The organism is Segatella oulorum F0390 (assembly GCF_000224615.1).
GTDB classification, from domain to species: domain Bacteria; phylum Bacteroidota; class Bacteroidia; order Bacteroidales; family Bacteroidaceae; genus Prevotella; species Prevotella oulorum.
In genome coordinates, this window is sequence record NZ_JH114216.1 from 437,546 (window position 1) to 458,982 (window position 21,437).

Here is a 21,437-nt window from a genome sequence, read left to right on the forward strand (position 1 = left end):
ATATGCTGTGATTAGAATTGAACTTTTACATTGAAACCGATGTTTCGGGTTGAAGGAAGCATGAAGTAGTCCACGCCTTGATAGTAGTTGCTGCTGGTCGAAGCCGACAGCTCGGGGTCGAAAGGAGCCTTGCAGTAGATCATCCAAAGATTGCGCGCCAATAAACCAATGGATAGGTTGAGTTTATTGTTGAACCATTTCTTTGGCAAATCGTAGCTTAAGCTGAGCTCTTGCAAACGCACATTGGTGGCACTGTATAAATAATAGGAGCCGTAACCCCCTTCGGCTGTGGCGATTGTCTGATAGTATTTCTTAGCGTCGACCTTGCCAAAGTTTACAGGAACGCCACCGTTATCACGTGCATCGGCTGTAGCTTTTGAACCGCCGTAGTAGTCAAGAATGCCTTGCGTGGCCGAGTATGCCAATCCGCCAACGCGTGCCGAAAGCACAAAGCCAAGCGTGAGCCCTTGATAGGAGATGGAGTTGTTCCAACCCATGTTATAGTTGGGAGCCAAATGGCCAGCCTTGTGTTGTCCCACCTCTTGCATGCTAAGATTGCCAGAAGAAGGATCAATAGCAATGCTACCGTTTGGATCTCGTTTCAGCTCATGTTTGATATAAATGTCACTCATTGTGCCTCCTTCGCGCAAGATGACTTGCGGCGCGACAGAACTGGCTCCGAGATAAGCCTTTTGTATCTCTGGAATGCCTTGCTGGTTGACACTGGCCTTTGACAACTCTTTGATCTTATTTTGGTTTAAAGTGTATGTGAGCACCGATGACACGCCTATCTTGCCAAACGTATTGCGGTATCCTAAAGAGAGTTCGATGCCTTGGTTTTGCACGTTACCACTCTGTACAATCTGCTCAGAGTAGAGCGAGGACGTGCTTGTCTTTCCGTAGATGGTTTGATGATACGTATTGGAGCGGTAGAGGGTGACATCCAAATTGACGGTGTTCTTTAAGAACTTCATGTTCAAACCTAACTCCCATGAACGAGTGTTCTCGGGCTTCATGTGTGCTAAAGGTGCTACGTTAGACTTTTCCCACAAGTGGGTTTGATTATTAAAGTGGTAGCTGGGGTTCGACAAAAAGCGGTCAAAGGCGGATGCTACGTTTGAGTAAGCCGCGCGAACCTTTGCAAAGGTTATCCATTCGGGCAGCTTAGTCATGTTCGAAATGACAGCCGATAAGCCGACCGACGGATAGAAGAACGATGATTGGTCGGAATAGGCCAATTGCGATGCCCAGTCATTACGTCCAGTAACGGTAAGGTAAAGCATGTCTTTATAGCCGAGCTCTATCGACCCGAAGACAGATTGTGTCTGGTCATGCCAGCCCTCTTGTATCGTTTTATACTTATTGGCATAATTGATGTTGTTCATCGCGAAGAAGTTCGCCAAGATCAAATTACCTGCGCCTCCAGCAGCTTCAAACACTTGGTCTTTTATCGATGTTCCAATGTTAGCCGTGAGATTATAGTGCTCCCCGAAGCGTTTGTTGATGTTCACCATTACATCCCCGTAGAGTGTCCGATCGTGTTGTGTCTGATCACCATAACCACCATTCACATCTGAAATGGTTAATAGGGTGGAAGCATAGTTCTTGTTCAGTAGGCGATATTCAGAGTTGTCTACCCGAACGCGCCCTACAACGTTTAGCCAGTCATACACGTTCCACTTTAACGACGCATTCAACATGTAGCGGTGCTTGTCGGTGGTGCGTTCCATTCGGTTCTGAATCCAGTACGGATTTTGCAGTGAATGAACGCCTTCCCCGTAAGGCCAATACTGTGTCATGTAGCCCAATACGGGATCCCAGCGCTCATAGTTACGAATCTCATTAAAGTCATCGCCACGTGGGAAGAGGTATAATGCGGGCAAGGGATTGTTGTATTTTCCTTGTGACACGATGTTTGCATCCTTCTGTAGAATATAGTTTGCACCGAAGTCCAATACCAGTTTGTCATCCAAGAATGATGTGGTATTGCGGGCTGTGAAGTTATAACGTGAATAAGTGTTCTTCGGAACAATGCCCCTTGCATTCGTGGTTGACATGGATAAATAGGTTTGGTTCCTACTGTTACCGGTTGATAACGATACCGAATTGATGATATTGGAACCTGTATTGAAGAATTTTGCAATATCAAAGTCGCCCGCTTGCTTGGCTCCCCAACTCATCAATCCAGAACTTGTACCATAGCTGTTTTGTATCTTTGGTAGGAATGTAGCACGAGAGAAAGTGCTACTGTTGCTCACAGTGACACTCGTTTTATCTTTACTACCGCGCTTGGTGTTGATAATGATGACGCCATTAGCTGCATCACTGCCATATAATGCAGCTGCGGATGGGCCAGTAAGCATATTCACGCTTTCAATGTCTTCTGGGTTGATGTCCGCAGAGCTTTCCGAACCCATGGGTGTTGAATAGGCACCTTCACCACCGCCGAAAGCGTGGTTATACATGGGTATACCATCAATCACATACAAGACATTGTTGCTTTTCTCAATAGATTTTGTACCACGCATTACGACACGGACGGCGCTTCCTGCACCTCCAGCACCCGCATTGATTTGCACGCCAGCCACTTTACCTACTAACGAGTTCACAAAGTTAGCATCTTTGTTACGTGTCAGTTCGTCGGCAGTAACCTTTTGAACATTGTAGCTCAAAGCCTTTTCTGCGCGTTTGATGCCTAACGCCGTGACAACTACTTCATTGAGAACTTTTGAATCTTCCTCCAAAACAATGGGCTTGTTGGTAGAGGTCGCCTTTATCTCTTTCGGTGTGTAACCCACATAGGACAATTCTAATGTGGCATCGCGTTGCGCCTGGATTTTAAAACGGCCGTCTAAATCTGTGACCACGGCATTCTTAGTCCCTTTAACACGGACCGTTACACCCAAGAGCGGTTCTCCTTTCGCATCAATCACAGTTCCCTCTACCACATGTGTTTGTTGTGGAGTAGGTGAAGCGTGTTCTAAACGAGAATTACTGGGCAGCTGTTCTGCCAGAAGAAGTGGTGTTCCGGCCCACACTTGCGTGACCGAAATGAGGAGCATACCCGCGCAAAGCGACTTCTTCCAAGGTATGTTCCTGTTGGTTTTCCTTTGTACTGTTGACTTCATACTGTTGAATCAAGTAATATTTAGAATATAAAATTTAATAATCAATATAGTAATGTTGCATTTCATCACATCTATATAGTGATATAAGGTGTAGTAAATGTCAATCATTAATACTAAACTATTGCGAAGTCACCCATTTAAGTAATAACCTTTTTATAGCTTAGGTTGTGCTACGTCCAGTGCAACGTGTGGTTGGGAAGGTATAAAACCTTAGAGGTCTATAGGCCACAGTACTCCTTTTCGCACAGTTTGTAATTGCATCGTTGCTGCATGGGCTTTTTGCAGAAGAGCCTGTATAGTGTACCTTCTCTCAACGCAATACTTTTATTATAACAAGTATGACCGAGAAAATACGTACTCTCTTTTGAAAAATATAGTAAAATAAGTAATATAAATTTGTTGAACTCATATTAATTTACCTTAAAAATATCTACCTTTGTGGTATCAACAACAACCCGTACAAGGAACGGCTCTCATTCATTTAGGTTGTGATTTGCTTGAAAATATCTATCTTTGTGGTATCAACAACAACGTATTCGCTTCAACAAACATTTCCTGTAATGTTGTGATTTGCTTGAAAATATCTATCTTTGTGGTATCAACAACAACTCACTTGCTTTACGAATTGAATTAGATGGTGTTGTGATTTGCTTGAAAATATCTATCTTTGTGGTATCAACAACAACACGATCGGTGGCCTATTTGCCGTGGACGTTGTGATTTGCTTGAAAATATCTATCTTTGTGGTATCAACAACAACCAACGGCGGTGGGAAAGGGGACGCGCAGAGTTGTGATTTGCTTAAAAATATCTACCTTTGTGGTATCAACAACAACGGAGCGGTACTACAGACAAGGAGGCGATGAAGTTGTGATTTGCTTAAAAATATCTACCTTTGTGGTATCAACAACAACTTCCAAGGGTTGCATCCATCCCCGATACACGTTGTGATTTGCTTGAAAATATCTACCTTTGTGGTATCAACAACAACGTCGCAGAAACAGAACCTTTCGTCTTATGGTTGTGATTTGCTTGAAAATATCTACCTTTGTGGTATCAACAACAACTCCTTTTCATACTTCACGTATCGAGGGGAGTTGTGATTTGCTTGAAAATATCTACCTTTGTGGTATCAACAACAACTTTCATCTTTAGTTACTTTACTATTATCTGTTGTGATTTGCTTGAAAATATCTACCTTTGTGGTATCAACAACAACTCCTTTTCATACTTCACGTATCGAGGGGAGTTGTGATTTGCTTGAAAATATCTACCTTTGTGGTATCAACAACGCCCACATTTTAAGCATTATTCTGAAAAGAGTTGTGATTTGCTTGAAAATATCTACCTTTGTGGTATCAACAACAACATATTGGTGGGTTTAGAAAAAAGAATTACGTTGTGATTTGCTTGAAAATATCTACCTTTGTGGTATCAACAACAACAATTCTATCCATGATATGAATTATTTCTTTAGTTGTGATTTGCTTGAAAATATCTACCTTTGTGGTATCAACAACAACACTCAACTCATCCTTTTCATACTTAACATAGTTGTGATTTGCTTGAAAATATCTACCTTTGTGGTATCAACAACAACGGATAGATCAATAACCTTACCATCAAAACCGTTGTGATTTGCTTGAAAATATCTACCTTTGTGGTATCAACAACAACGATTGGGGTAATTAGTCCTAATGAGATTAGTTGTGATTTGCTTGAAAATATCTACCTTTGTGGTATCAACAACAACTCACCGTACCAGCTGCAGCTATAATCGCAGTTGTGATTTGCTTGAAAATATCTACCTTTGTGGTATCAACAACAACTAACACCACTGTCGCCTCTCTACAGTTTCAGTTGTGATTTGCTTGAAAATATCTACCTTTGTGGTATCAACAACAACCAAGTGCAGAAAACGGTTGCCAAGGCGCTTGTTGTGATTTGCTTGAAAATATCTACCTTTGTGGTATCAACAACAACGTATTAGAGAATAGAAGGTTGAACAATCAAGTTGTGATTTGCTTGAAAATATCTACCTTTGTGGTATCAACAACAACGCAACCGATAACTCTCGTCTGCTGGAGCTGTTGTGATTTGCTTGAAAATATCTACCTTTGTGGTATCAACAACAACCGAAAAGAGTAAATAGATTATAGTATGAATGTTGTGATTTGCTTGAAAATATCTACCTTTGTGGTATCAACAACAACCCTTACCCCCTGTCGTATTGACACCCATACGGTTGTGATTTGCTTGAAAATATCTACCTTTGTGGTATCAACAACAACAAATACAAATCAGAGTTAGATGTGTATAAAGTTGTGATTTGCTTGAAAATATCTACCTTTGTGGTATCAACAACAACCGCGCACTTTTGCATCCGTATCTTTCGATAGTTGTGATTTGCTTGAAAATATCTACCTTTGTGGTATCAACAACAACACATTCTCGGAAAATTGTCGGCTGCTATCCGTTGTGATTTGCTTGAAAATATCTACCTTTGTGGTATCAACAACAACTCATTCTTTGTAATTTGTTGTTTATCAAAAGGATATAAGGTTGTTGAAGAAAATAAAAATGGTGCCACAAAACGAAATCCCACTTCATTGAAGTGGGATTTTTGTTTTCTATTAAGGTGACTTCTTATGATCCTTTCTCCAAGTTTTTTCTTGTTATAGGCTAAGTCGTTAGGAAACAACAAAAATAAGATTTCTTTTTAAACGAGGCATTTCAACCCAAGATTTATGGCTCTCACCTTTTCCATCCTGCATCTTTTAGAATAATTCCAATTGTTGTCCAGGTGCGTTAGGCGTTTTAGGTTTCTCGCCAAAGAAAAGGCGAATGTTGGCAAACTGTTTATCTGTGATACATAACATTCCCACCATTCCGCGTTGAGGGAGGTTCGCTTGAACACGCTTCATGTGCACCTCTGCATTTTCTATACTTGCACAATGGCGGACATAAATGGAGAATTGGAACATCGTAAAGCCATCTTTCATCAGCATTTTTCGAAAATCCATATAGGCTTTCTTCTCCTTCTTGGTTTCTGTTGGCAAATCGAAGAATACGAGAATCCACATAATCCGATACTCACTGAAGCGTTTGAAGTTGTCCATAAATGGGGTTACATCTCGGGATAGCTTATGTGGCGGGTCTCTCCTGCAAAGCATTTTGCCAGCGAGGCTGTTGTCTGTTGTGCAGCAATCATCAGTGGACTTCTTTTCCTATTCACTATAACGTCGAGCATCGGAATGCCTAAGAGCTCCATTTTTAGTTCTTTTGTAAGCACTGAAACCTCTTTATATTTATGCAGTATCTGAATAACAAGCTGATCAACATACGGGCGATAAGGCTCCATGATATCATCAGCCAAACAATAAGCGTTATAGCGATTGTGATGATGGATGCCTAAAGTTGGCAACAGACCACTTCCAACTAAGGCTCGAGCAATGACAGCACGCAGAATAGCATAGCCATAATTCAGGAGGTTATTGGGTGGAGTTCCCTCCCGATCGCGAACAAAATTGGGATAATCAAGAAATAGATTGCGCCAATAGTGAGCGGCTGCTCGTGCCTCAAGATTGTCCGGATCACCGCTACGTACCTCGTTTGCCCATACGCGCATGCAGTTGGTTTCCTTGTCGGTAGTGGTGCGTAAAACATGCTCTTGATTTAAGATTTTCTGTTTGATGGTTTGTTGCCATAGTTGTTTACGCAAGGGGAGTGAGGCATCTACTTGCGCACGAAACCGCTCGTTTTGCGTGTTGTTGCCGCATAAAGGCAAAAGTAACCCCACAGGCATGCTCTTTTGATCGCATGTAATCACCGCACAATTATTGTCTAATAGAGCCTCCAACACACCCGAAGTTACCGTGATGCGCAGGTTGTCGAGTATCACCACCCCAATATCTTCTATTGGGATGGTACGCTCAGCTTCTTTTTTCATTGCTTCGGGTAGCGTGTTATTCTGCACCACTTCAGGCAGATGGAGCACCAATTGTACATGGCGTAGGCTCAAATAGATGGGATTGCTAAAGCAAAGTGTTTTCTTAATCATACGCTAAAGACTCTATTTGATGATGTTGACGATGTGACCTAAGCGGTCAACTTCTATTTTCCAGCAAACCGACTTAATCATTTCTCCGGTTAAAGCTCTGCCCATCTTGTTTAAAGCCTCGAACTCAACCTTGTCATAAATAGTCTTTGCCACGCTATGAGGTATAAAAAGGCATTCAGACTTTGTTGCACTTACCATCTTATAAATTCTATTTTTGTCCAAACTACATACTTTAGAGAGTAGTTCATCCGCGGTGGGTACATACACCAAGTCGTTGGGTGAGAGATGAAATTTCAACGCAACCCCCTTTTCATTCTTCTCAGGAACAGGAGTAAGTCCCTGCTTCAATCGTTCTACAACCTCTCTTAGTGCAATAGTGTCATAGGTTCTATTGCCCTCTTCATCTTCATAGATAGCAAAGTAAAGGTTTGTACCTTCTTCTGCTATTACATATTGAAAGGCTTTATTTCCCGTTTGTCCTATAGGGAACTTCTTTCCCATTGGCTTTGCAATCCTTACTTTTAGGATGGGCTGATGCTGCTTGCCCCCATTATAAACCGCTATGTTTTGATTCATTTCGGCAATTCCTTCGGGTGTAAAAGCGATGGCAGGGTCGCCACCTTTTGCTTGAAGATAGTTCAACAATATCTTCTGAATGCCTGTGTCGGTGATTGCGGCAATGCACTTTGCATCAAATGAAGGGCCTAATGGTTTCCGCGTTGCTGCCAGCTGTTCTTTATCATCACTGTACTGCCAAACTTCGACTTTATCAACCGCTTGCTTATTCAATCGGTAGTTAATGCTTTTAAAATGTGCCAGCAATTGCTTGGTGTTGAAGTGCTTTTTCTGTAAGTCCTGAATATAATGGCGGAGCGTCTTATCACAAATCGCAGGAATATTCTCTAACGCATCTTTCAACTTAACGACAGCTTTGCGCCGCAGGTTGACATGACCAAAGACCGTATCTTTGTGCATAGGCTTTCGAATAGCCCACATGGCCTCCCCCTTTTGTTCATCAACGGCTTTCTTTCCGTCGGCATTATACCGTTCATAATAGTTGGTGGCTTTGTTGATCACACGAACATAGTTTTTGAAACTCACCACAATGTTATCTAAAGCCTTGTAGGCATCCTGCGTAAAGGTTTCCCAAGGTTTGCGGATAATGCGACTTTTAATGCAGAGTTGTTTTCGCGCATTTTCTTGCTTCGTGGGGTCATTAGCTTCTTGGTTGTTCAAATAGTTAATGATCTTGCGTGAGGCACAGGCAATCACCAATGCATCCATAGCATGGTGTCGGTGGTCGATGCGCTTCTTTTGATAGCCACGTTGCAGTTCAAGTGGAACCGAAGTTTGGAACACCCGTTTCCCTTCTTTGTTCTCCCATTGGCCAAAGTCACTGGTATTGGTGAGTGCATTCAAGCGTTCAAAACGCGGATAAACAATATTGTTCCAAACATCATTTAAACCCCAATCCTTCTTGAGTTTATCGGTAATGCCTCCCGAACACGGAATAACAAATTTAGAAGTGGCCTCTTCTTCGCCTTCAATGCGCACAATATTAGAAAGCAAAGTCATCACCACCCTGCTGATATAACGGCTGTCATTCAGCTGTCGGTTGATAAAATCCTGGGGAATATCCTCCATCAGCAACTTGTCTTTCTTCGATTTGTTATTCGCATACAATTCTGTTACCAGGGCCTTGTATTCCGCTTCGCTCAAGATGGTTACATCACCTAAAGTCGTACAATGTATTACATCGCCACCACAATCCTTTATGAATTCATAGGCTAACATGCTATCTTTTTTTCCATTCACTTCTGCTTCACAGATAACTTTGTTGGAGAACGAGTCGTCAAAATAGCGTTTTTTAGGAATGATATGCTCAATCTGATAGGCTGAAGTGAAAAGTTTTGAAAGTGAAATCGGCTTTCCAGTATATGGCGAACGATATTTCTGTTCGAGCCACAATCGATACCTTTGCAACTCACTTGCGGAGGGTTGCGCCATTTTTGAAATCTTCATGATCTCGGTAAACGCTGCGTCGTCCTTCGATAACGTTTGCAAAGCGCCTTCCTCATAAATGCGTAAGATTTCTTGTTGCATCGGCGAATAGGGACGAACATCCTTCATATCGGCATCGTTTTTCAATTCCATCAACAGACTCTTGATGCGAAGATTCGTGTTCTCATTGCGCAGCACCTTCTCTGTGAGATGTGCACGTTGTTCGGCCGTCTGTTTCATTTCTCGGCCTAATTCTACATGGATTTCATCAATCTGTCCCGCTTCTTTCCAAATGTCATATACCGTGCGGAGGGTTTCAAGGATGCATTGTTCCACGATAGGGTTGCGTAAGGAATATTGTTTAAACCTATGAATATGATCTAAAAGCTATTCGGGTGTTTCCCAGCGCTGTATGTCTGTAGCTTCAGAATGGCGCCCATATACCACATAACACGCCAACCATTCGGGCAATCCTTGAAAGTCTGACACCTGTTGACAAGACGAAATAAACGCCCCTATCTTCTTTTTGAGTTTCTCATCGATAGTGCCTTGCAAAATATTAGCAATCCTCTCTTTTGTAGAAGGACAGAGGTCTGCCTCGTTCCATAAACTTCCTCTCCGCATAACGGGCAGTAGTTTTTTGATGGCTTTCTCTGAATAGGCACCATATTCTTTCTCGAAGGGTTTAATTTTTAAGAACGATTCAACGAAAGCATCGTCATCTTTCAACTTGCGCAATGCACGCTCTGTTTCGTCTTTAGAGTCGACAGAATAGAGCAAGTGCCACAATCGATAAGCCAAATCTCTATCATTTAACCAGTCATGTTCTATGCCAGCTCTGTCGAGTGCAAGGAGAAGTTCGTGGCGTGTTGCATTACAAGGATATTTCTTTTCTTTGTCTTCGATGTAGTCCCAGCGAATAGGAAACACCTTTTCACCGCCTATCGTCACCTTCTTCAACTTGAAAAAGTCCTTCAACAGCGTCTCTTGATTGATTTCCTTCCTATCGTTCAAATAAGTAAACAGGCGCACATAGTCTTCTTGATGAGGCAGATATTCGGCTGTTACGTCGCGCTCATCGGAACGATTGCGTAGGCGTAAGTTGGCTATCAACTGCCACAAACGGAACTCTTGGTAGTAGGGGTTGGACTTTGCTATACATTTAATGCCTTGCCGTTTCATTTCTCCTGTTTCCTTGTCCACATAGGAATAGGCCTCATAGGGGCACTCTGCAATCAGCGATTTCTTACTCTTCAGCGGGCGTTGGTAGAAGATAAGATCCTCTATGAGCAAGTAAGGCATGTCCTTTTTCAACAGACTTTCGCGATGAAGCGGGTTGTTTGGATATAACTCTTCGATGCATGCTTTTAACATGTCCTTGCTGCATAGTTTCTCATGGTGTTTGCTTTGCTCGCGAAGAATGGCTGCTAATTCCTGTTTGTAATATTTACGCTCGATGGTATGGATGAATTTTCCGCGGATTTTATCAGAGGGTTCTTTTAAGAGGTGGTCATAGATAAAAGCGCCAACAGGCGTGCCCGATGCTTCTAACGAGTGCTCAGTTTGTTTCTTTCGCAGCCCCCAATCCTTCTCATCTGGTGAACGGAAGGAGCGTTTCACGTTGCCTTCTTTATCTTTTTTGGGTGTTGTTCCGTCTTTTTCATATTCGGTTGTCACAATGAAAGCCCTGACTTTACCCACCCAGTCGTCTAAGGGTATTTTGCTTTGACGGTGATATGTCCAGCCATTCTCTAACTTCACATTATACCAGGTGTTGTCACCTTTTCCCGCTTCATCGACTTCAACGCCAACCACTTTCAACTCATGATATTCTTCATGTTTTGCGGCATTTTCTTCATCCTCTTCGCCACGCAGTTGATAGTAGCCACGCTTTTGGTTGAAGTTGAGCAAAATCCATGCAAGTTCTTCTTTCTTGATGGGTTGCGTAAGTGCTTTCTTACGCAGGTAATAAATCGTCCAATCAAGTGGCACCTTCTTGCCGTCAGCAACGAGTGCAGGTTGATATTTAGCGAAGTCTGCTATCATTTCATGGAAAGCATCCATGAAAAGAAACTGCATTGTGCCGTCTTCTCGGCGTTCCCACGCTAATTTAGGTTCGCCATGATTTAAAAATTTACCATAAGTAGTGGGCGTCTTCCTGTCCCATCCAATGGCCGAATCGTAGTGGGGAGGTAAGTAATGCAACGTGTGTAGCACGCGATGGAGGCGTTCGCGGCGTTGCAAAGTGCGCTCTCTGAGGCGTCGAACGCCTCGGAAGCTCGTTCGGATGGCGGTTTGAGACTCTGTTACTCCTTTATCAAACTTGCCAAGAACATCTTGGCTCATGGGGATGATACGACTGCCAAGTTGAATGTCTCTCAAATAATTTTCATTGTCATCAACGATGACTTTGGCCCAACCAATGCTGTTGGTTCCTAAATCTAAGCCAAGAATTGTTTTCATATATTTTCTTTATTTTATTTGGTTCTTTAGTAAAAAACGCCTATATTTGCACTCAGATATTATTTAAGCAAGTCACAATAAGGATTTTTCCGTTGTGAAAACAAACAGGGCGGGGCGACTCGTCCTTTTCTTTTTCACTGTCTCAAAGGTAGTGTTTATCTGATAAAGCAACAACTTTTTGGATATATTTTTTTGTTTTGTGGCCGATGGCTGCCATCATTTGTATCTTTAAGGCTTTTTGAACGCATGCAAAATCGCTTGCTTTGGGCATACATCCTTGCCTATGTTCTGTTGAGAGTAGGGGAGGATGCGGGTTTCATAGCGTGCATATTGCGGACTAATATATGCCGTATTGCCATGCAATCTGCACCATATTGCAGCACAATTTGCATGCTATTGTCAGGAAATAACGCAGCTGTTGCAATGCAGTGCTGATAGGCATGGTTGATGGTGGCTGTTGGTGTCGTTGGGCACATGAGTAGAAATCGCGTGAGATAGTCTCGGATAAGTAGGGCGTGATGTTAGCCTTTTTTAACCCATGATGATATTCTCTTTTTTGAGGTTCTATTAATTTTGCACGCATCAATAAAAAGATGTAAAGATGAATTCAGGAACTTCAACCCACAAAAAGCTCACAGCCATGGGGCTGTTGATTGCTATCGGCGTTGTTTTTGGCGATATAGGCACCTCACCGCTCTATGTGATGCGCACCATTTTGCGTGCAAATCCACATTTTGATGCCAATTATATTTTGGGTGCGGTGTCGTGTATCATTTGGACGTTAACCTTGCAAACCACCCTGAAATATGTGGTGGTGGCGCTCAGAGCCGATAATAAAGGTGAGGGAGGTGTGCTGGCACTTTACACCTTGATACGCAAACGGGGCTATCGTTGGTTATCGGTTGTGGCGATGTTGGGTGCCAGTACGCTCATTGCCGATGGCGTGATTACACCCGCTATCACGGTCACTTCGGCAATAGAAGGGCTGCATACATTCTCGGCTGATATGCCCATCGTTCCCATTGTGATAGCTATTATCTCAACAGTATTCTTTATTCAGCGTTTTGGAACAGGGTCTATCGGCACTTATTTTGGCCCTTTCATGCTGGTTTGGTTTCTGCTTTTAGGGGTGTTGGGTGCTGTGCATCTTGTGGATTTCCCACTCATCGTAAAGGCTTTCAATCCTTATTATGCCCTAAAGCTGTTGTTGTCTTCGCCAGAATGGTTTTTAATTCTCGGTGCAGTGTTCCTTTGTACGACGGGTGCTGAGGCGCTTTATTCTGATTTGGGGCACTGTGGCCGTCGCAATATCACCATCAGTTGGTTGTTTGTTAAGGCCATGCTCATCTTGAATTATATGGGGCAAGGGGCTTATATCATGGGGCATCTTGACAGTGTGCACACGGGTATGAATCCTTTTTATGCCGTGATGCCCGATTGGTTGCTTATTCCCGGCATTGTCATGGCTACCGGAGCGGCCATTATTGCAAGCCAAGCGCTCATCAGTGGTTGCTTTACCATCTTTAGTGAAGCGGTGCATTTGAACTTCTGGCCCACGTTGAAATTTAAGTATCCCTCTGTTGATAAAGGACAAATCTATATCCCACAGATCAACAACCTGCTTTATATCTTGTGTGTTGTCACCGTGTTGCTGTTTCAGACCTCGGCACACATGGAGGCCGCTTATGGGCTGTCTATCACCATCACGATGCTCACTACAACGGTGATGTTGGCCGTTTATTTGCAGCAACGGTTCACACCCCTTTGGGCAGTCCTCATCTTTTTGTTTGTTTATTTGGGCATAGAGGGTTTCTTCTTTTTAGCCAACTTGACGAAATTCGTGCATGGAGGTTGGTTTACAATCCTATTGGCTCTTGTCACAGGTGCGGTTATGCGCATTTGGTATCGCGCATGGAATATTCGTAGAAAGTATTTAAAATTTAAGAAACTTTCGGATTATTATGATGTCATTCGTGACTTGAAAGCGGATGAAACGGTACCAAAATTTGCGACTAACTTGGTTTATGTACGGCAATCTGATGATGAAAATATGGTGGAGGAGAAACTGATTTATTCGATTGTCAATAAGCAACCGAAGCGGGCAGACCATTATTTTCTGGTGCATTTCACCAATGACGATGCGCCCAACACATTGGATTACACTTGTCATGAATTGATTGCCAACACGCTTTACACCATCGATATTCGAGTGGGATTTCGTGTGAATCCGCTGATGACCCTTTACCTTCGTCAGATTGTTGAAGATTTAATCGCACAGCGTCGCTTTGATATTCGCAGTGGTTATCCTTCGTTGCGCAAACATAATGTTGCGGGTGACTTCCGTTTTATCGTCATTCATCGCATTTATTATGCTTCGACTGTGGTGAGTGCGCTGGATAATATCACGCTCCATCTCTTTGGGTTTATCCGCCATATTGGTGTGGATGATGAACAGGCTTTGGGACTTGACACGAGTAATGTTACCGTGGAGCGCGTGCCGTTTGTGGTGAATAATAAATATCGGCAACGCATTAGAAGAAGAGAATAAGGCCAGGATGAGTGGATGAAACTAATTTCTTGGGCTATTGTTTGTAATAGAATGAGAATTATGGTATATTTGCAGGTGTAAAAATAATGAAGGGATAGATATGGAAGAAATTAAGATTTATCGGTCGTTGCAGAAAAATGTTTTACAGTTATTGTTATGCGCTGCATGTGCGGGTATAGGTGTTTATCTGCTGATAATTGGTGTTGATGCACTCCTTGCGTGGGGAAATATCGTGCTGTTTGGTGGCGGTGGTTTGTATTTAATCTACCTTTTGGTGCGTGAGCACTTGGGTGACCATCCTTATTTGGTCATTTCGGACGACGGGGTAGCGGTAGATGGGCAGCGCGTTTGGGCTGTTCGCTTTGCCGATGTTGAGGCTTTTACGTTGGTTGGTGTGAGTAAATCGGTGCTAATTGCAGTGGAATATAAACCCGACGTAAGGGTGAAAAAGTTGGAAGCAACGCATGCCATCGGGAAAGCTTTTCGGCGAATGAATGAAGAGTCGATTGGTGCGCAAGAGAGCTTTCCGGTGGATAATCTCGAGATGAAGCCGCAAGCAATTCTTGATTTGCTGAATAAGCGATTGGAAAGTGTGCAGCGCCAGTCTATATAATAAGGTGGAGAAGTAAACGATTACAGCTGGTTTCTTTGTGCTTGTGCAGCGGGATAACTAAAAGAAAATCAGTAATTTGTTTGGGACTTTCTTGAAAACTTCGTAATTTTGCAGCCGCTTGTAGTGGGCGAATTGGCTCTCGTTGGAGGGTAAATGCCTGACTGTGAGCGTTATATAAATCAATTAATAAATTTAAAAGAAACATGATTATTGTACCCGTAAAAGATGGTGAAAACATCGAAAGAGCTTTAAAAAAGTTCAAGAGAAAATTCGAAAAGACAGGTGTTGTTAAAGAGCTTCGTTCTCGTCAGCAGTATAACAAGCCTTCTGTTTTGAAGCGTCTCAAGATGGAACACGCCGTTTACGTACAGAAATTGCGTACTAACGAGGAGTAAAATCTCGTTAAAAATTTGGTAGTCTGATTTTATTTCTGTAAGTTCGTTGCTGAAAACGAATTGAAAGTTAGTAACGCATAACAGATGGTGAATCAATTCTTGGCATATTTAAGCTATGAACGTAATCGCTCTTTAGCGACCGTTTCAAGCTATAGAAAGGACTTAGAGGCCTTTCAAAAATTTGTCCAAGCGCAGGATTCTACACTGTCATGGGCGGATGTTGATGCTGATTTGGTGAGAGATTGGATGGCTGAAATGATGAATGAAGGCCAACGCGCAACATCCATCAATCGGCGTTTGAGTGCTTTACGCTCCTTTTATCGTTTTGCATTAGCCAGAAATTTAGTGAAAAGCGATCCTGTTCAAGGTGTCGTTGGTCCGAAGAAAGATAAGCCTCTTCCACAATTTCTGAAAGAAAAAGAGATGGATGAGTTGCTGCGAGAGGACTTTTGGACAGATTGTTATGAGGATGTTCGTGATAGAATAATCATCATGACTTTCTATGAAACAGGTATTCGTTTGGCTGAATTGATGAATCTCTGTGATGGCGATGTCGACTTTATGAGTGGACAATTAAAAGTTACAGGGAAGCGAAATAAGCAACGTCTGATTCCTTTTGGAGCCGAGTTGTCACAAGCATTGCAACATTATATGGGTGTGCGTGATGCGCAAGTGGTGAGACATTCTGCAGCATTGTTTCTCGCAAATGATGGGCAACAGATGACGGCAGATGCCATTCGGTATCGCGTAAAAAAGCATCTTTCGTTGGTAAGCACTTTAAAAAAGCGTACACCGCATGTGCTACGTCATACGTTTGCAACAGCGATGTTGAATCATAAGGCGGGCATTGAAAGCGTAAAGAAGTTGTTGGGACATGAGAGTTTGTCAACAACTGAAATTTATACGCATACGACTTTTGAACAATTAAAGCGTGAATATTTAAACGCCCATCCACGGGCATAACCTTTAAAACAGACGTATTATGGAGATTAAAATTCAGTCAATTCATTTTGACACTACCGAGAAGTTAGAGGCTTTTATTGAGAAGAAAATTTCCAAGTTGGAGAAATCCTACGAGGATATACAGAAAGTAGAGGTGCAATTAAAAGTAGTAAAGCCTGCAACAGCGCTCAATAAAGAAACAAGTATCACGGTGTATGTGCCGGGACAACGCTTTTTTGTAGCGAAGACTTGTGACACCTTTGAAGAGGGTGTAGATTTGGTTGTTGACGCAATGAAAGTGCAGCTTACGAAACATAAGGAGAAAAACAGGAATCGTTGAAAAAAATAATCAAAAGTTTTGGCGATTAAAAAATAAGTAGTATCTTTGCAGCCGTTTTACAATGGGTTCTTTGCCGACTTCTAAACGGCTGCAAGAATTTGCCTCTTTAGCTCAGTTGGCCAGAGCACGTGATTTGTAATCTCGGGGTCGTTGGTTCGAATCCGACAAGAGGCTCTGCATGGAGCGTTTGTTCTTTCATTGTAGATCATGAGACGGGTGGTTACCAGAGTGGCCAAATGGGGCAGACTGTAAATCTGCTGGCGATGCCTTCGGTGGTTCGAATCCATCACCACCCACAACCTGAAAAGGTTGCATTGCGGAAATAGCTCAGTTGATAGAGCACTAGCCTTCCAAGCTGGGGGTCGCGGGTTTGAGCCCCGTTTTCCGCTCAAAGGGGAACGCTGTAATAGCTCAGTGGTAGAGCACTTCCTTGGTAAGGAAGAGGTCCTGAGTTCAACTCTCAGTTACAGCTCTACTCAGAGTTTATTCTATGAGTAAGCGAGAAAAACAAAAAGCAATTATAATACATTTATATAAATAAAAAAAGAAAGCTATGGCTAAGGAAGAATTCGTACGTACCAAACCGCATGTTAACATTGGTACAATTGGTCATGTTGACCACGGTAAGACAACTTTGACTGCCGCTATCTCTAAAGTTCTTCACGAGAAGGGCTTCGGCGCACAGGAAATCAAGTCTTTTGATCAGATTGATAACGCTCCCGAAGAGAAAGAGCGTGGTATTACTATCAACTCTGCTCACATTGAGTATGAGACGGCTAACCGTCACTATGCACACGTAGACTGTCCGGGTCACGCCGACTATGTGAAGAACATGGTTACCGGTGCTGCTCAGATGGATGGCGCTATCTTGGTAGTTGCTGCTACAGATGGTCCTATGCCTCAGACACGTGAGCACGTGCTCTTGGCTCGTCAGGTGAACGTACCCCGCTTGGTTGTATTCTTGAACAAGTGTGATATGGTTGACGACGAGGAGATGTTGGATCTCGTTGAAATGGAGGTTCGTGAAATCCTTGAGCAATATGGTTACGAAGAAGATACTCCTATCATCCGTGGTTCTGCACTCGGTGCTTTGAATGGTGTTGAGAAGTGGGTTGACTCTGTAATGAAGTTGATGGACACTGTTGATACTTGGATTCAAGAGCCAACACGTGAAGTGGATAAACCTTTCTTGATGCCTGTAGAGGATGTGTTCTCTATCACTGGCCGTGGTACTGTTGCTACGGGTCGTATTGAGACGGGTGTTTGTAAGGTTGGCGACGAAGTTCAGTTGCTCGGTCTTGGTGAAGATAAGAAATCTGTTATCACCGGTGTGGAAATGTTCCGCAAGAACTTGGCTGAAGGTCAAGCTGGTGACAACGTAGGTTTGTTGCTCCGTGGTATCGATAAGGCTGAAGTTAAGCGCGGTATGGTAGTTGTACATCCGGGTGCTATCACTCCTCACGATCACTTTAAGGCTTCTATCTATGTGTTGAAGAAAGAAGAAGGTGGCCGTCATACACCATTCGGTAACAAGTATCGTCCTCAGTTCTATCTCCGCACGATGGACTGTACAGGTGAAATCAAGTTGCCAGAAGGCGTTGAAATGGTAATGCCTGGTGATAACGTTGAGATTGAAGTAGATTTGATCTATAAGGTTGCTTTGAATGAAGGTCTTCGTTTCGCTATCCGCGAGGGTGGTCGTACCGTAGGCTCTGGTCAGATTACAGCAATCCTTCCTGACCTCAAATAATCGAAAATAGAATTCGATATAAAGCGTTCCCGCTACACATGTAACGGGAACGTATTTACGGGAATAGCTCAGTTGGTAGAGCATCGGTCTCCAAAACCGAGGGTCGTGGGTTCGAGCCCTGCTTCCCGTGCTAATTAGACAATTATATGTTTAAAAAGATAGTGAATGCTTGCAAAGCAAGTTACGATGAGCTTTTGCATAAGACTACTTGGCCAACGCGTGCCGAGCTGACACACAGCGCAATGGTTGTATTATCTGCTTCCCTTGTCATTGCCGTTGTTGTGTTTGCTATGGACAGTCTGTTCCGGTTCGTGATGAGTACAATCTATCCAAATTAATTTCCAAAGAGAAATGTCAGAAACAGGTAATAAGTGGTATGTACTGCGTGCCGTTAGCGGTAAAGAGGCGAAGTTGAAAGAGTATATCGATGCTGAAATAAAGCATAACGAGTTGCTCAGCACACATGTTTCTCAGGTGATTATACCGATGGAGAAGCATGCTTCTTTGCGTGACGGAAAGCGGGTTATCAAAGAAAAAATATCGCTGCCTGGCTATATCTTTGTGGAAGCAAATCTGGTTGGTGATGTAGCGCATACCTTACGCTTTATGCCTAACTGCTTAGGTTTTTTGGGAGGGTTGGATAATCCTTCACCCGTTCCACAGTCAGAGATTAATCGTATGTTGGGAACCGCAGAAAATTCTGAGGTGATGGATACGATGAACGTCCCTTATGCTGTTGAGGATGCAGTGAAAGTGATTGATGGTCCGTTCAGTGGCTTTAGCGGTGTGGTTGAAGAGGTGAACTCTGAAAAGCATAAGTTAAAGGTTATGGTTAAGATTTTTGGTCGTAAAACACCATTAGAACTCAGTTTTATGCAAGTAGAGAAGGAGGGTTAATTCTCGTTACGGAGAATGTGATGCTTCTTTTATAAAAATCAATTTTAATATTAACAAAGAAAATGGCTAAAGAAGTTGCTGGTTTAATCAAGTTACAGATTAAGGGTGGCGCTGCGAATCCTTCACCTCCAGTAGGACCTGCTTTGGGTTCTAAGGGTATAAATATTATGGGATTCTGCAAAGAGTTTAATGCCCGTACCCAGGATAAGGCAGGTAAGATTCTTCCTGTTGTTATCACATACTACACAGATAAGTCATTTAGCTTCATTATTAAAACTCCTCCTGCAGCTGTTCAGTTGAAAGATGCAGCGAAGATTAAAACGGCTTCTGCACAACCCAATCGCCAAAAAGTTGCTTCGGTAACTTGGGAGCAAGTGAAGGCTATTGCAGAGGACAAAATGAACGATCTTAATTGTTTTACAGTTGAGTCGGCAATGAAGCTGATTGCAGGTACTGCTCGTAGTATGGGTATTACTGTAAAAGGGGACTTCCCTGGTGAATAATTTTAAACTTCAATTAGAAAGATGAGTAAACTGACAAAAAATCAAAAATCAGTAGCTGAGAAGGTTGAAGCAGGGAAGGCATACACATTACAAGAAGCTTCAGAGTTGGTAAAGGAAATTACTACTACTAAGTTTGATGCTTCATTGGATATTGATGTACGTCTCGGTGTTGATCCACGTAAGGCTAACCAGATGGTTCGCGGTGTAGTTTCACTGCCGAATGGTACGGGTAAGACGGTTCGTGTGTTGGCACTCTGTACTCCTGATCAGGAGGCTGCCGCAAAGGAAGCTGGTGCTGATTATGTTGGTCTTGACGAGTATGTCGAAAAGATCAAAGGTGGTTGGACAGATATTGACGTCATTATTACGATGCCCTCATGCATGGGTAAGTTAGGTCCTTTGGGTCGAGTTCTCGGTCCTCGTGGTCTGATGCCTAACCCAAAGAGTGGTACGGTGACAATGGACGTTGCAAAAGCAGTTAAGGAAGTAAAGCAAGGTAAAATTGACTTTAAGGTTGATAAGGCTGGTATTATCCATACTTCAATCGGTAAGATTTCAATGACACCGGAGCAGATTTTGGGTAATGCGAAAGAATTTATCCAAACTGTTATTAAGTTGAAACCTTCTTCTGCAAAAGGTACATATATCAAGAGTATCTTTATTTCAAGCACTATGAGTAAGGGTATCAAAATTGATCCTAAATCAGTTGAATAACTCTAAAAGTTTGTACAATGAAGAAAGAAGTAAAAGATACTATAATCGTAGAGCTTGGACAGAAGCTGAAGGCGTTTCCTCATTTCTATTTAGTAGATCTTACTGGATTGAATGCAGAGGCAACGAGTAATCTTCGTCGCAAGTGTTTCAAGAGCGAAATCAAAATGGTTGTTGTGAAGAATACACTTCTTCATAAGGCTTTTGAAGCTTCGGATGTTGATTTTGCACCTTTATATGGTTGTTTAAAAGGTACAACAGCTGTGATGTTCTCGCAGACAGCGAATGTGCCTGCTAAGCTCCTTAAGGAATATGCAAAGGATGGAGTTCCTTCACTCAAAGCTGCTTATGCTGAGGAAAGCATCTATGTTGGTGCCGATAAGCTCAGTGAATTGGTAGCACTCAAGAGCAAGAACGAAGTTATTGCAGAGATTGTTGCTTTGCTACAGTCTCCGGCAAAGAACGTTGTTTCAGCTCTTCAATCAGGCGCAGGCACCTTACATGGTGTGCTCAAGACTTTAGGCGAGCGTCCTGAATAATTAAAATTGAGCGATATTCAATTATAAAGTCATTCATAATTTTCATAATAAGAATAATTAAAATTTAGAATAAAATGGCAGACATTAAAGCTATTGCAGAAGAGTTAGTAAATCTTACTGTTAAGGAAGTAAATGAGTTGGCAACAGTCCTCAAGGACGAGTATGGTATTGAACCTGCTGCAGCAGCTGTTGCTGTAGCTGCTGGTCCTGCTGCAGGTGGTGCAGCTGCAGCAGAAGAGAAGTCTTCTTTTGATGTAGTTCTCGCTGAAGTAGGTGCAACAAAGCTTCAGGTTGTAAAGGCTGTTAAAGAGGCTTGTGGTCTCGGTTTGAAAGAGGCTAAGGATCTTGTAGACGGTGCTCCTTCTACAATTAAAGAAGGTGTAGCTAAGGACGAAGCTGAGAACTTGAAGAAAGTAATCGAAGAGGCTGGTGCTAAAGTTGAGCTGAAGTAAGTTCAGACAAATCATTTTTAATACATGTGGTTAGGATCTTCCAAGTAGGTTGGTCCTAACCATTTTGTGTCTTTTATATAGATAATTAGCCCTAT

15 protein-coding genes, 5 tRNA genes, 1 pseudogene and 1 CRISPR repeat array are annotated in these 21,437 nt (G+C 42.6%); of the genes and pseudogenes, 17 read left to right on the plus strand and 4 right to left on the minus strand.

The annotated features are described in order from the left end of the window. Positions 1 to 11: 11 nt before the first annotated feature. The 4 genes and pseudogenes from HMPREF9431_RS08235 to cas9 form a co-directional block, all read right to left on the minus strand. A complete protein-coding gene (locus HMPREF9431_RS08235; RefSeq protein ID WP_004380778.1) occupies positions 12 to 3,128 on the minus strand; it encodes a SusC/RagA family TonB-linked outer membrane protein in 3,117 nt (1,038 codons plus the stop codon). 408 nt (positions 3,129 to 3,536) lie between these two features. After that, positions 3,537 to 5,650: direct repeats of the CRISPR family, unit length 47 nt; unit sequence GTTGTGATTTGCTTGAAAATATCTACCTTTGTGGTATCAACAACAAC. Positions 5,651 to 5,905: 255 nt separating this feature from the next. Further along, on the minus strand, positions 5,906 to 6,247 hold the full coding sequence (cas2, locus tag HMPREF9431_RS08240; RefSeq protein ID WP_004380780.1) for a CRISPR-associated endonuclease Cas2: 342 nt from the start codon (positions 6,245 to 6,247) through the stop codon (positions 5,906 to 5,908). An 8-nt stretch (positions 6,248 to 6,255) separates the two neighbouring features. After that, a complete protein-coding gene (cas1, locus tag HMPREF9431_RS08245) occupies positions 6,256 to 7,188 on the minus strand; it encodes a type II CRISPR-associated endonuclease Cas1 (protein ID WP_004380781.1) in 933 nt (310 codons plus the stop codon). Positions 7,189 to 7,200: 12 nt separating this feature from the next. Next, positions 7,201 to 11,652, minus strand: a pseudogene (gene cas9 / locus HMPREF9431_RS08250) (type II CRISPR RNA-guided endonuclease Cas9). A gap of 601 nt (positions 11,653 to 12,253) precedes the next feature. On the opposite strand from cas9, the gene HMPREF9431_RS08255 reads away from it, so the two are divergent. The 17 genes from HMPREF9431_RS08255 (at position 12,254) to rplL (ending at position 21,342) form a co-directional block, all read left to right on the plus strand. Then, positions 12,254 to 14,200, plus strand: a complete 1,947-nt coding sequence (locus HMPREF9431_RS08255; protein ID WP_004380784.1) for a KUP/HAK/KT family potassium transporter — start codon at positions 12,254 to 12,256, stop codon at positions 14,198 to 14,200. A gap of 100 nt (positions 14,201 to 14,300) precedes the next feature. Continuing rightward, complete coding sequence (locus HMPREF9431_RS08260; RefSeq protein ID WP_004380785.1) at positions 14,301 to 14,813, plus strand: STM3941 family protein; 513 nt, start codon at positions 14,301 to 14,303, stop codon at positions 14,811 to 14,813. Between the two features lie 203 nt (positions 14,814 to 15,016). Continuing rightward, positions 15,017 to 15,208, plus strand: a complete 192-nt coding sequence (rpsU, locus tag HMPREF9431_RS08270; protein ID WP_004380786.1) for a 30S ribosomal protein S21 — start codon at positions 15,017 to 15,019, stop codon at positions 15,206 to 15,208. An 84-nt stretch (positions 15,209 to 15,292) separates the two neighbouring features. After that, positions 15,293 to 16,171, plus strand: coding sequence for a tyrosine recombinase XerC (locus HMPREF9431_RS08275; protein WP_004380787.1), 879 nt, complete (start codon positions 15,293 to 15,295; stop codon positions 16,169 to 16,171). A gap of 19 nt (positions 16,172 to 16,190) precedes the next feature. Next, a complete protein-coding gene (gene hpf / locus HMPREF9431_RS08280) occupies positions 16,191 to 16,490 on the plus strand; it encodes a ribosome hibernation-promoting factor, HPF/YfiA family (RefSeq protein ID WP_004380788.1) in 300 nt (99 codons plus the stop codon). Between the two features lie 100 nt (positions 16,491 to 16,590). Further along, positions 16,591 to 16,664, plus strand: a tRNA-Thr gene (locus HMPREF9431_RS08285). Between the two features lie 40 nt (positions 16,665 to 16,704). Beyond that, positions 16,705 to 16,786: transfer RNA gene (locus tag HMPREF9431_RS08290), tRNA-Tyr, on the plus strand. Positions 16,787 to 16,806: 20 nt separating this feature from the next. Then, a tRNA-Gly gene (locus HMPREF9431_RS08295) sits at positions 16,807 to 16,879 on the plus strand. Positions 16,880 to 16,890: 11 nt separating this feature from the next. After that, a tRNA-Thr gene (locus HMPREF9431_RS08300) sits at positions 16,891 to 16,962 on the plus strand. 81 nt (positions 16,963 to 17,043) lie between these two features. Further along, complete coding sequence (gene tuf / locus HMPREF9431_RS08305) at positions 17,044 to 18,240, plus strand: elongation factor Tu (RefSeq protein ID WP_004380789.1); 1,197 nt, start codon at positions 17,044 to 17,046, stop codon at positions 18,238 to 18,240. A 57-nt stretch (positions 18,241 to 18,297) separates the two neighbouring features. Further along, a tRNA-Trp gene (locus HMPREF9431_RS08310) sits at positions 18,298 to 18,370 on the plus strand. A gap of 16 nt (positions 18,371 to 18,386) precedes the next feature. Further along, complete coding sequence (gene secE / locus HMPREF9431_RS12430; RefSeq protein WP_078805735.1) at positions 18,387 to 18,578, plus strand: preprotein translocase subunit SecE; 192 nt, start codon at positions 18,387 to 18,389, stop codon at positions 18,576 to 18,578. A 13-nt stretch (positions 18,579 to 18,591) separates the two neighbouring features. Continuing rightward, positions 18,592 to 19,137, plus strand: coding sequence for a transcription termination/antitermination protein NusG (gene nusG / locus HMPREF9431_RS08315; RefSeq protein ID WP_004380790.1), 546 nt, complete (start codon positions 18,592 to 18,594; stop codon positions 19,135 to 19,137). 62 nt (positions 19,138 to 19,199) lie between these two features. After that, positions 19,200 to 19,640 carry a 50S ribosomal protein L11 gene (gene rplK / locus HMPREF9431_RS08320; protein ID WP_004380791.1) on the plus strand — a complete coding sequence of 147 codons (441 nt, stop codon included), beginning with the start codon at positions 19,200 to 19,202 and terminating at the stop codon, positions 19,638 to 19,640. A 21-nt stretch (positions 19,641 to 19,661) separates the two neighbouring features. Then, positions 19,662 to 20,354, plus strand: a complete 693-nt coding sequence (rplA, locus tag HMPREF9431_RS08325) for a 50S ribosomal protein L1 (protein ID WP_004380792.1) — start codon at positions 19,662 to 19,664, stop codon at positions 20,352 to 20,354. A 17-nt stretch (positions 20,355 to 20,371) separates the two neighbouring features. Continuing rightward, complete coding sequence (rplJ, locus tag HMPREF9431_RS08330; protein ID WP_004380793.1) at positions 20,372 to 20,890, plus strand: 50S ribosomal protein L10; 519 nt, start codon at positions 20,372 to 20,374, stop codon at positions 20,888 to 20,890. Between the two features lie 74 nt (positions 20,891 to 20,964). After that, a complete protein-coding gene (gene rplL / locus HMPREF9431_RS08335) occupies positions 20,965 to 21,342 on the plus strand; it encodes a 50S ribosomal protein L7/L12 (protein ID WP_004373941.1) in 378 nt (125 codons plus the stop codon). Positions 21,343 to 21,437 lie beyond the last annotated feature (95 nt).

Bases quoted from the DNA above. Each gene is read 5' to 3' on its own strand.
- HMPREF9431_RS08235 (WP_004380778.1), bottom strand. From the start codon at position 3,128: ATGAAGTCAACAGTACAAAGGAAAACCAACAGGAACATACCTTGGAAG.
- cas2 (WP_004380780.1), bottom strand. From the start codon at position 6,247: ATGGACAACTTCAAACGCTTCAGTGAGTATCGGATTATGTGGATTCTC.
- cas1 (WP_004380781.1), bottom strand. From the start codon at position 7,188: ATGATTAAGAAAACACTTTGCTTTAGCAATCCCATCTATTTGAGCCTA.
- HMPREF9431_RS08255 (WP_004380784.1), top strand. From the start codon at position 12,254: ATGAATTCAGGAACTTCAACCCACAAAAAGCTCACAGCCATGGGGCTG.
- HMPREF9431_RS08260 (WP_004380785.1), top strand. From the start codon at position 14,301: ATGGAAGAAATTAAGATTTATCGGTCGTTGCAGAAAAATGTTTTACAG.
- rpsU (WP_004380786.1), top strand. From the start codon at position 15,017: ATGATTATTGTACCCGTAAAAGATGGTGAAAACATCGAAAGAGCTTTA.
- HMPREF9431_RS08275 (WP_004380787.1), top strand. From the start codon at position 15,293: ATGGTGAATCAATTCTTGGCATATTTAAGCTATGAACGTAATCGCTCT.
- hpf (WP_004380788.1), top strand. From the start codon at position 16,191: ATGGAGATTAAAATTCAGTCAATTCATTTTGACACTACCGAGAAGTTA.
- tuf (WP_004380789.1), top strand. From the start codon at position 17,044: ATGGCTAAGGAAGAATTCGTACGTACCAAACCGCATGTTAACATTGGT.
- secE (WP_078805735.1), top strand. From the start codon at position 18,387: ATGTTTAAAAAGATAGTGAATGCTTGCAAAGCAAGTTACGATGAGCTT.
- nusG (WP_004380790.1), top strand. From the start codon at position 18,592: ATGTCAGAAACAGGTAATAAGTGGTATGTACTGCGTGCCGTTAGCGGT.
- rplK (WP_004380791.1), top strand. From the start codon at position 19,200: ATGGCTAAAGAAGTTGCTGGTTTAATCAAGTTACAGATTAAGGGTGGC.
- rplA (WP_004380792.1), top strand. From the start codon at position 19,662: ATGAGTAAACTGACAAAAAATCAAAAATCAGTAGCTGAGAAGGTTGAA.
- rplJ (WP_004380793.1), top strand. From the start codon at position 20,372: ATGAAGAAAGAAGTAAAAGATACTATAATCGTAGAGCTTGGACAGAAG.
- rplL (WP_004373941.1), top strand. From the start codon at position 20,965: ATGGCAGACATTAAAGCTATTGCAGAAGAGTTAGTAAATCTTACTGTT.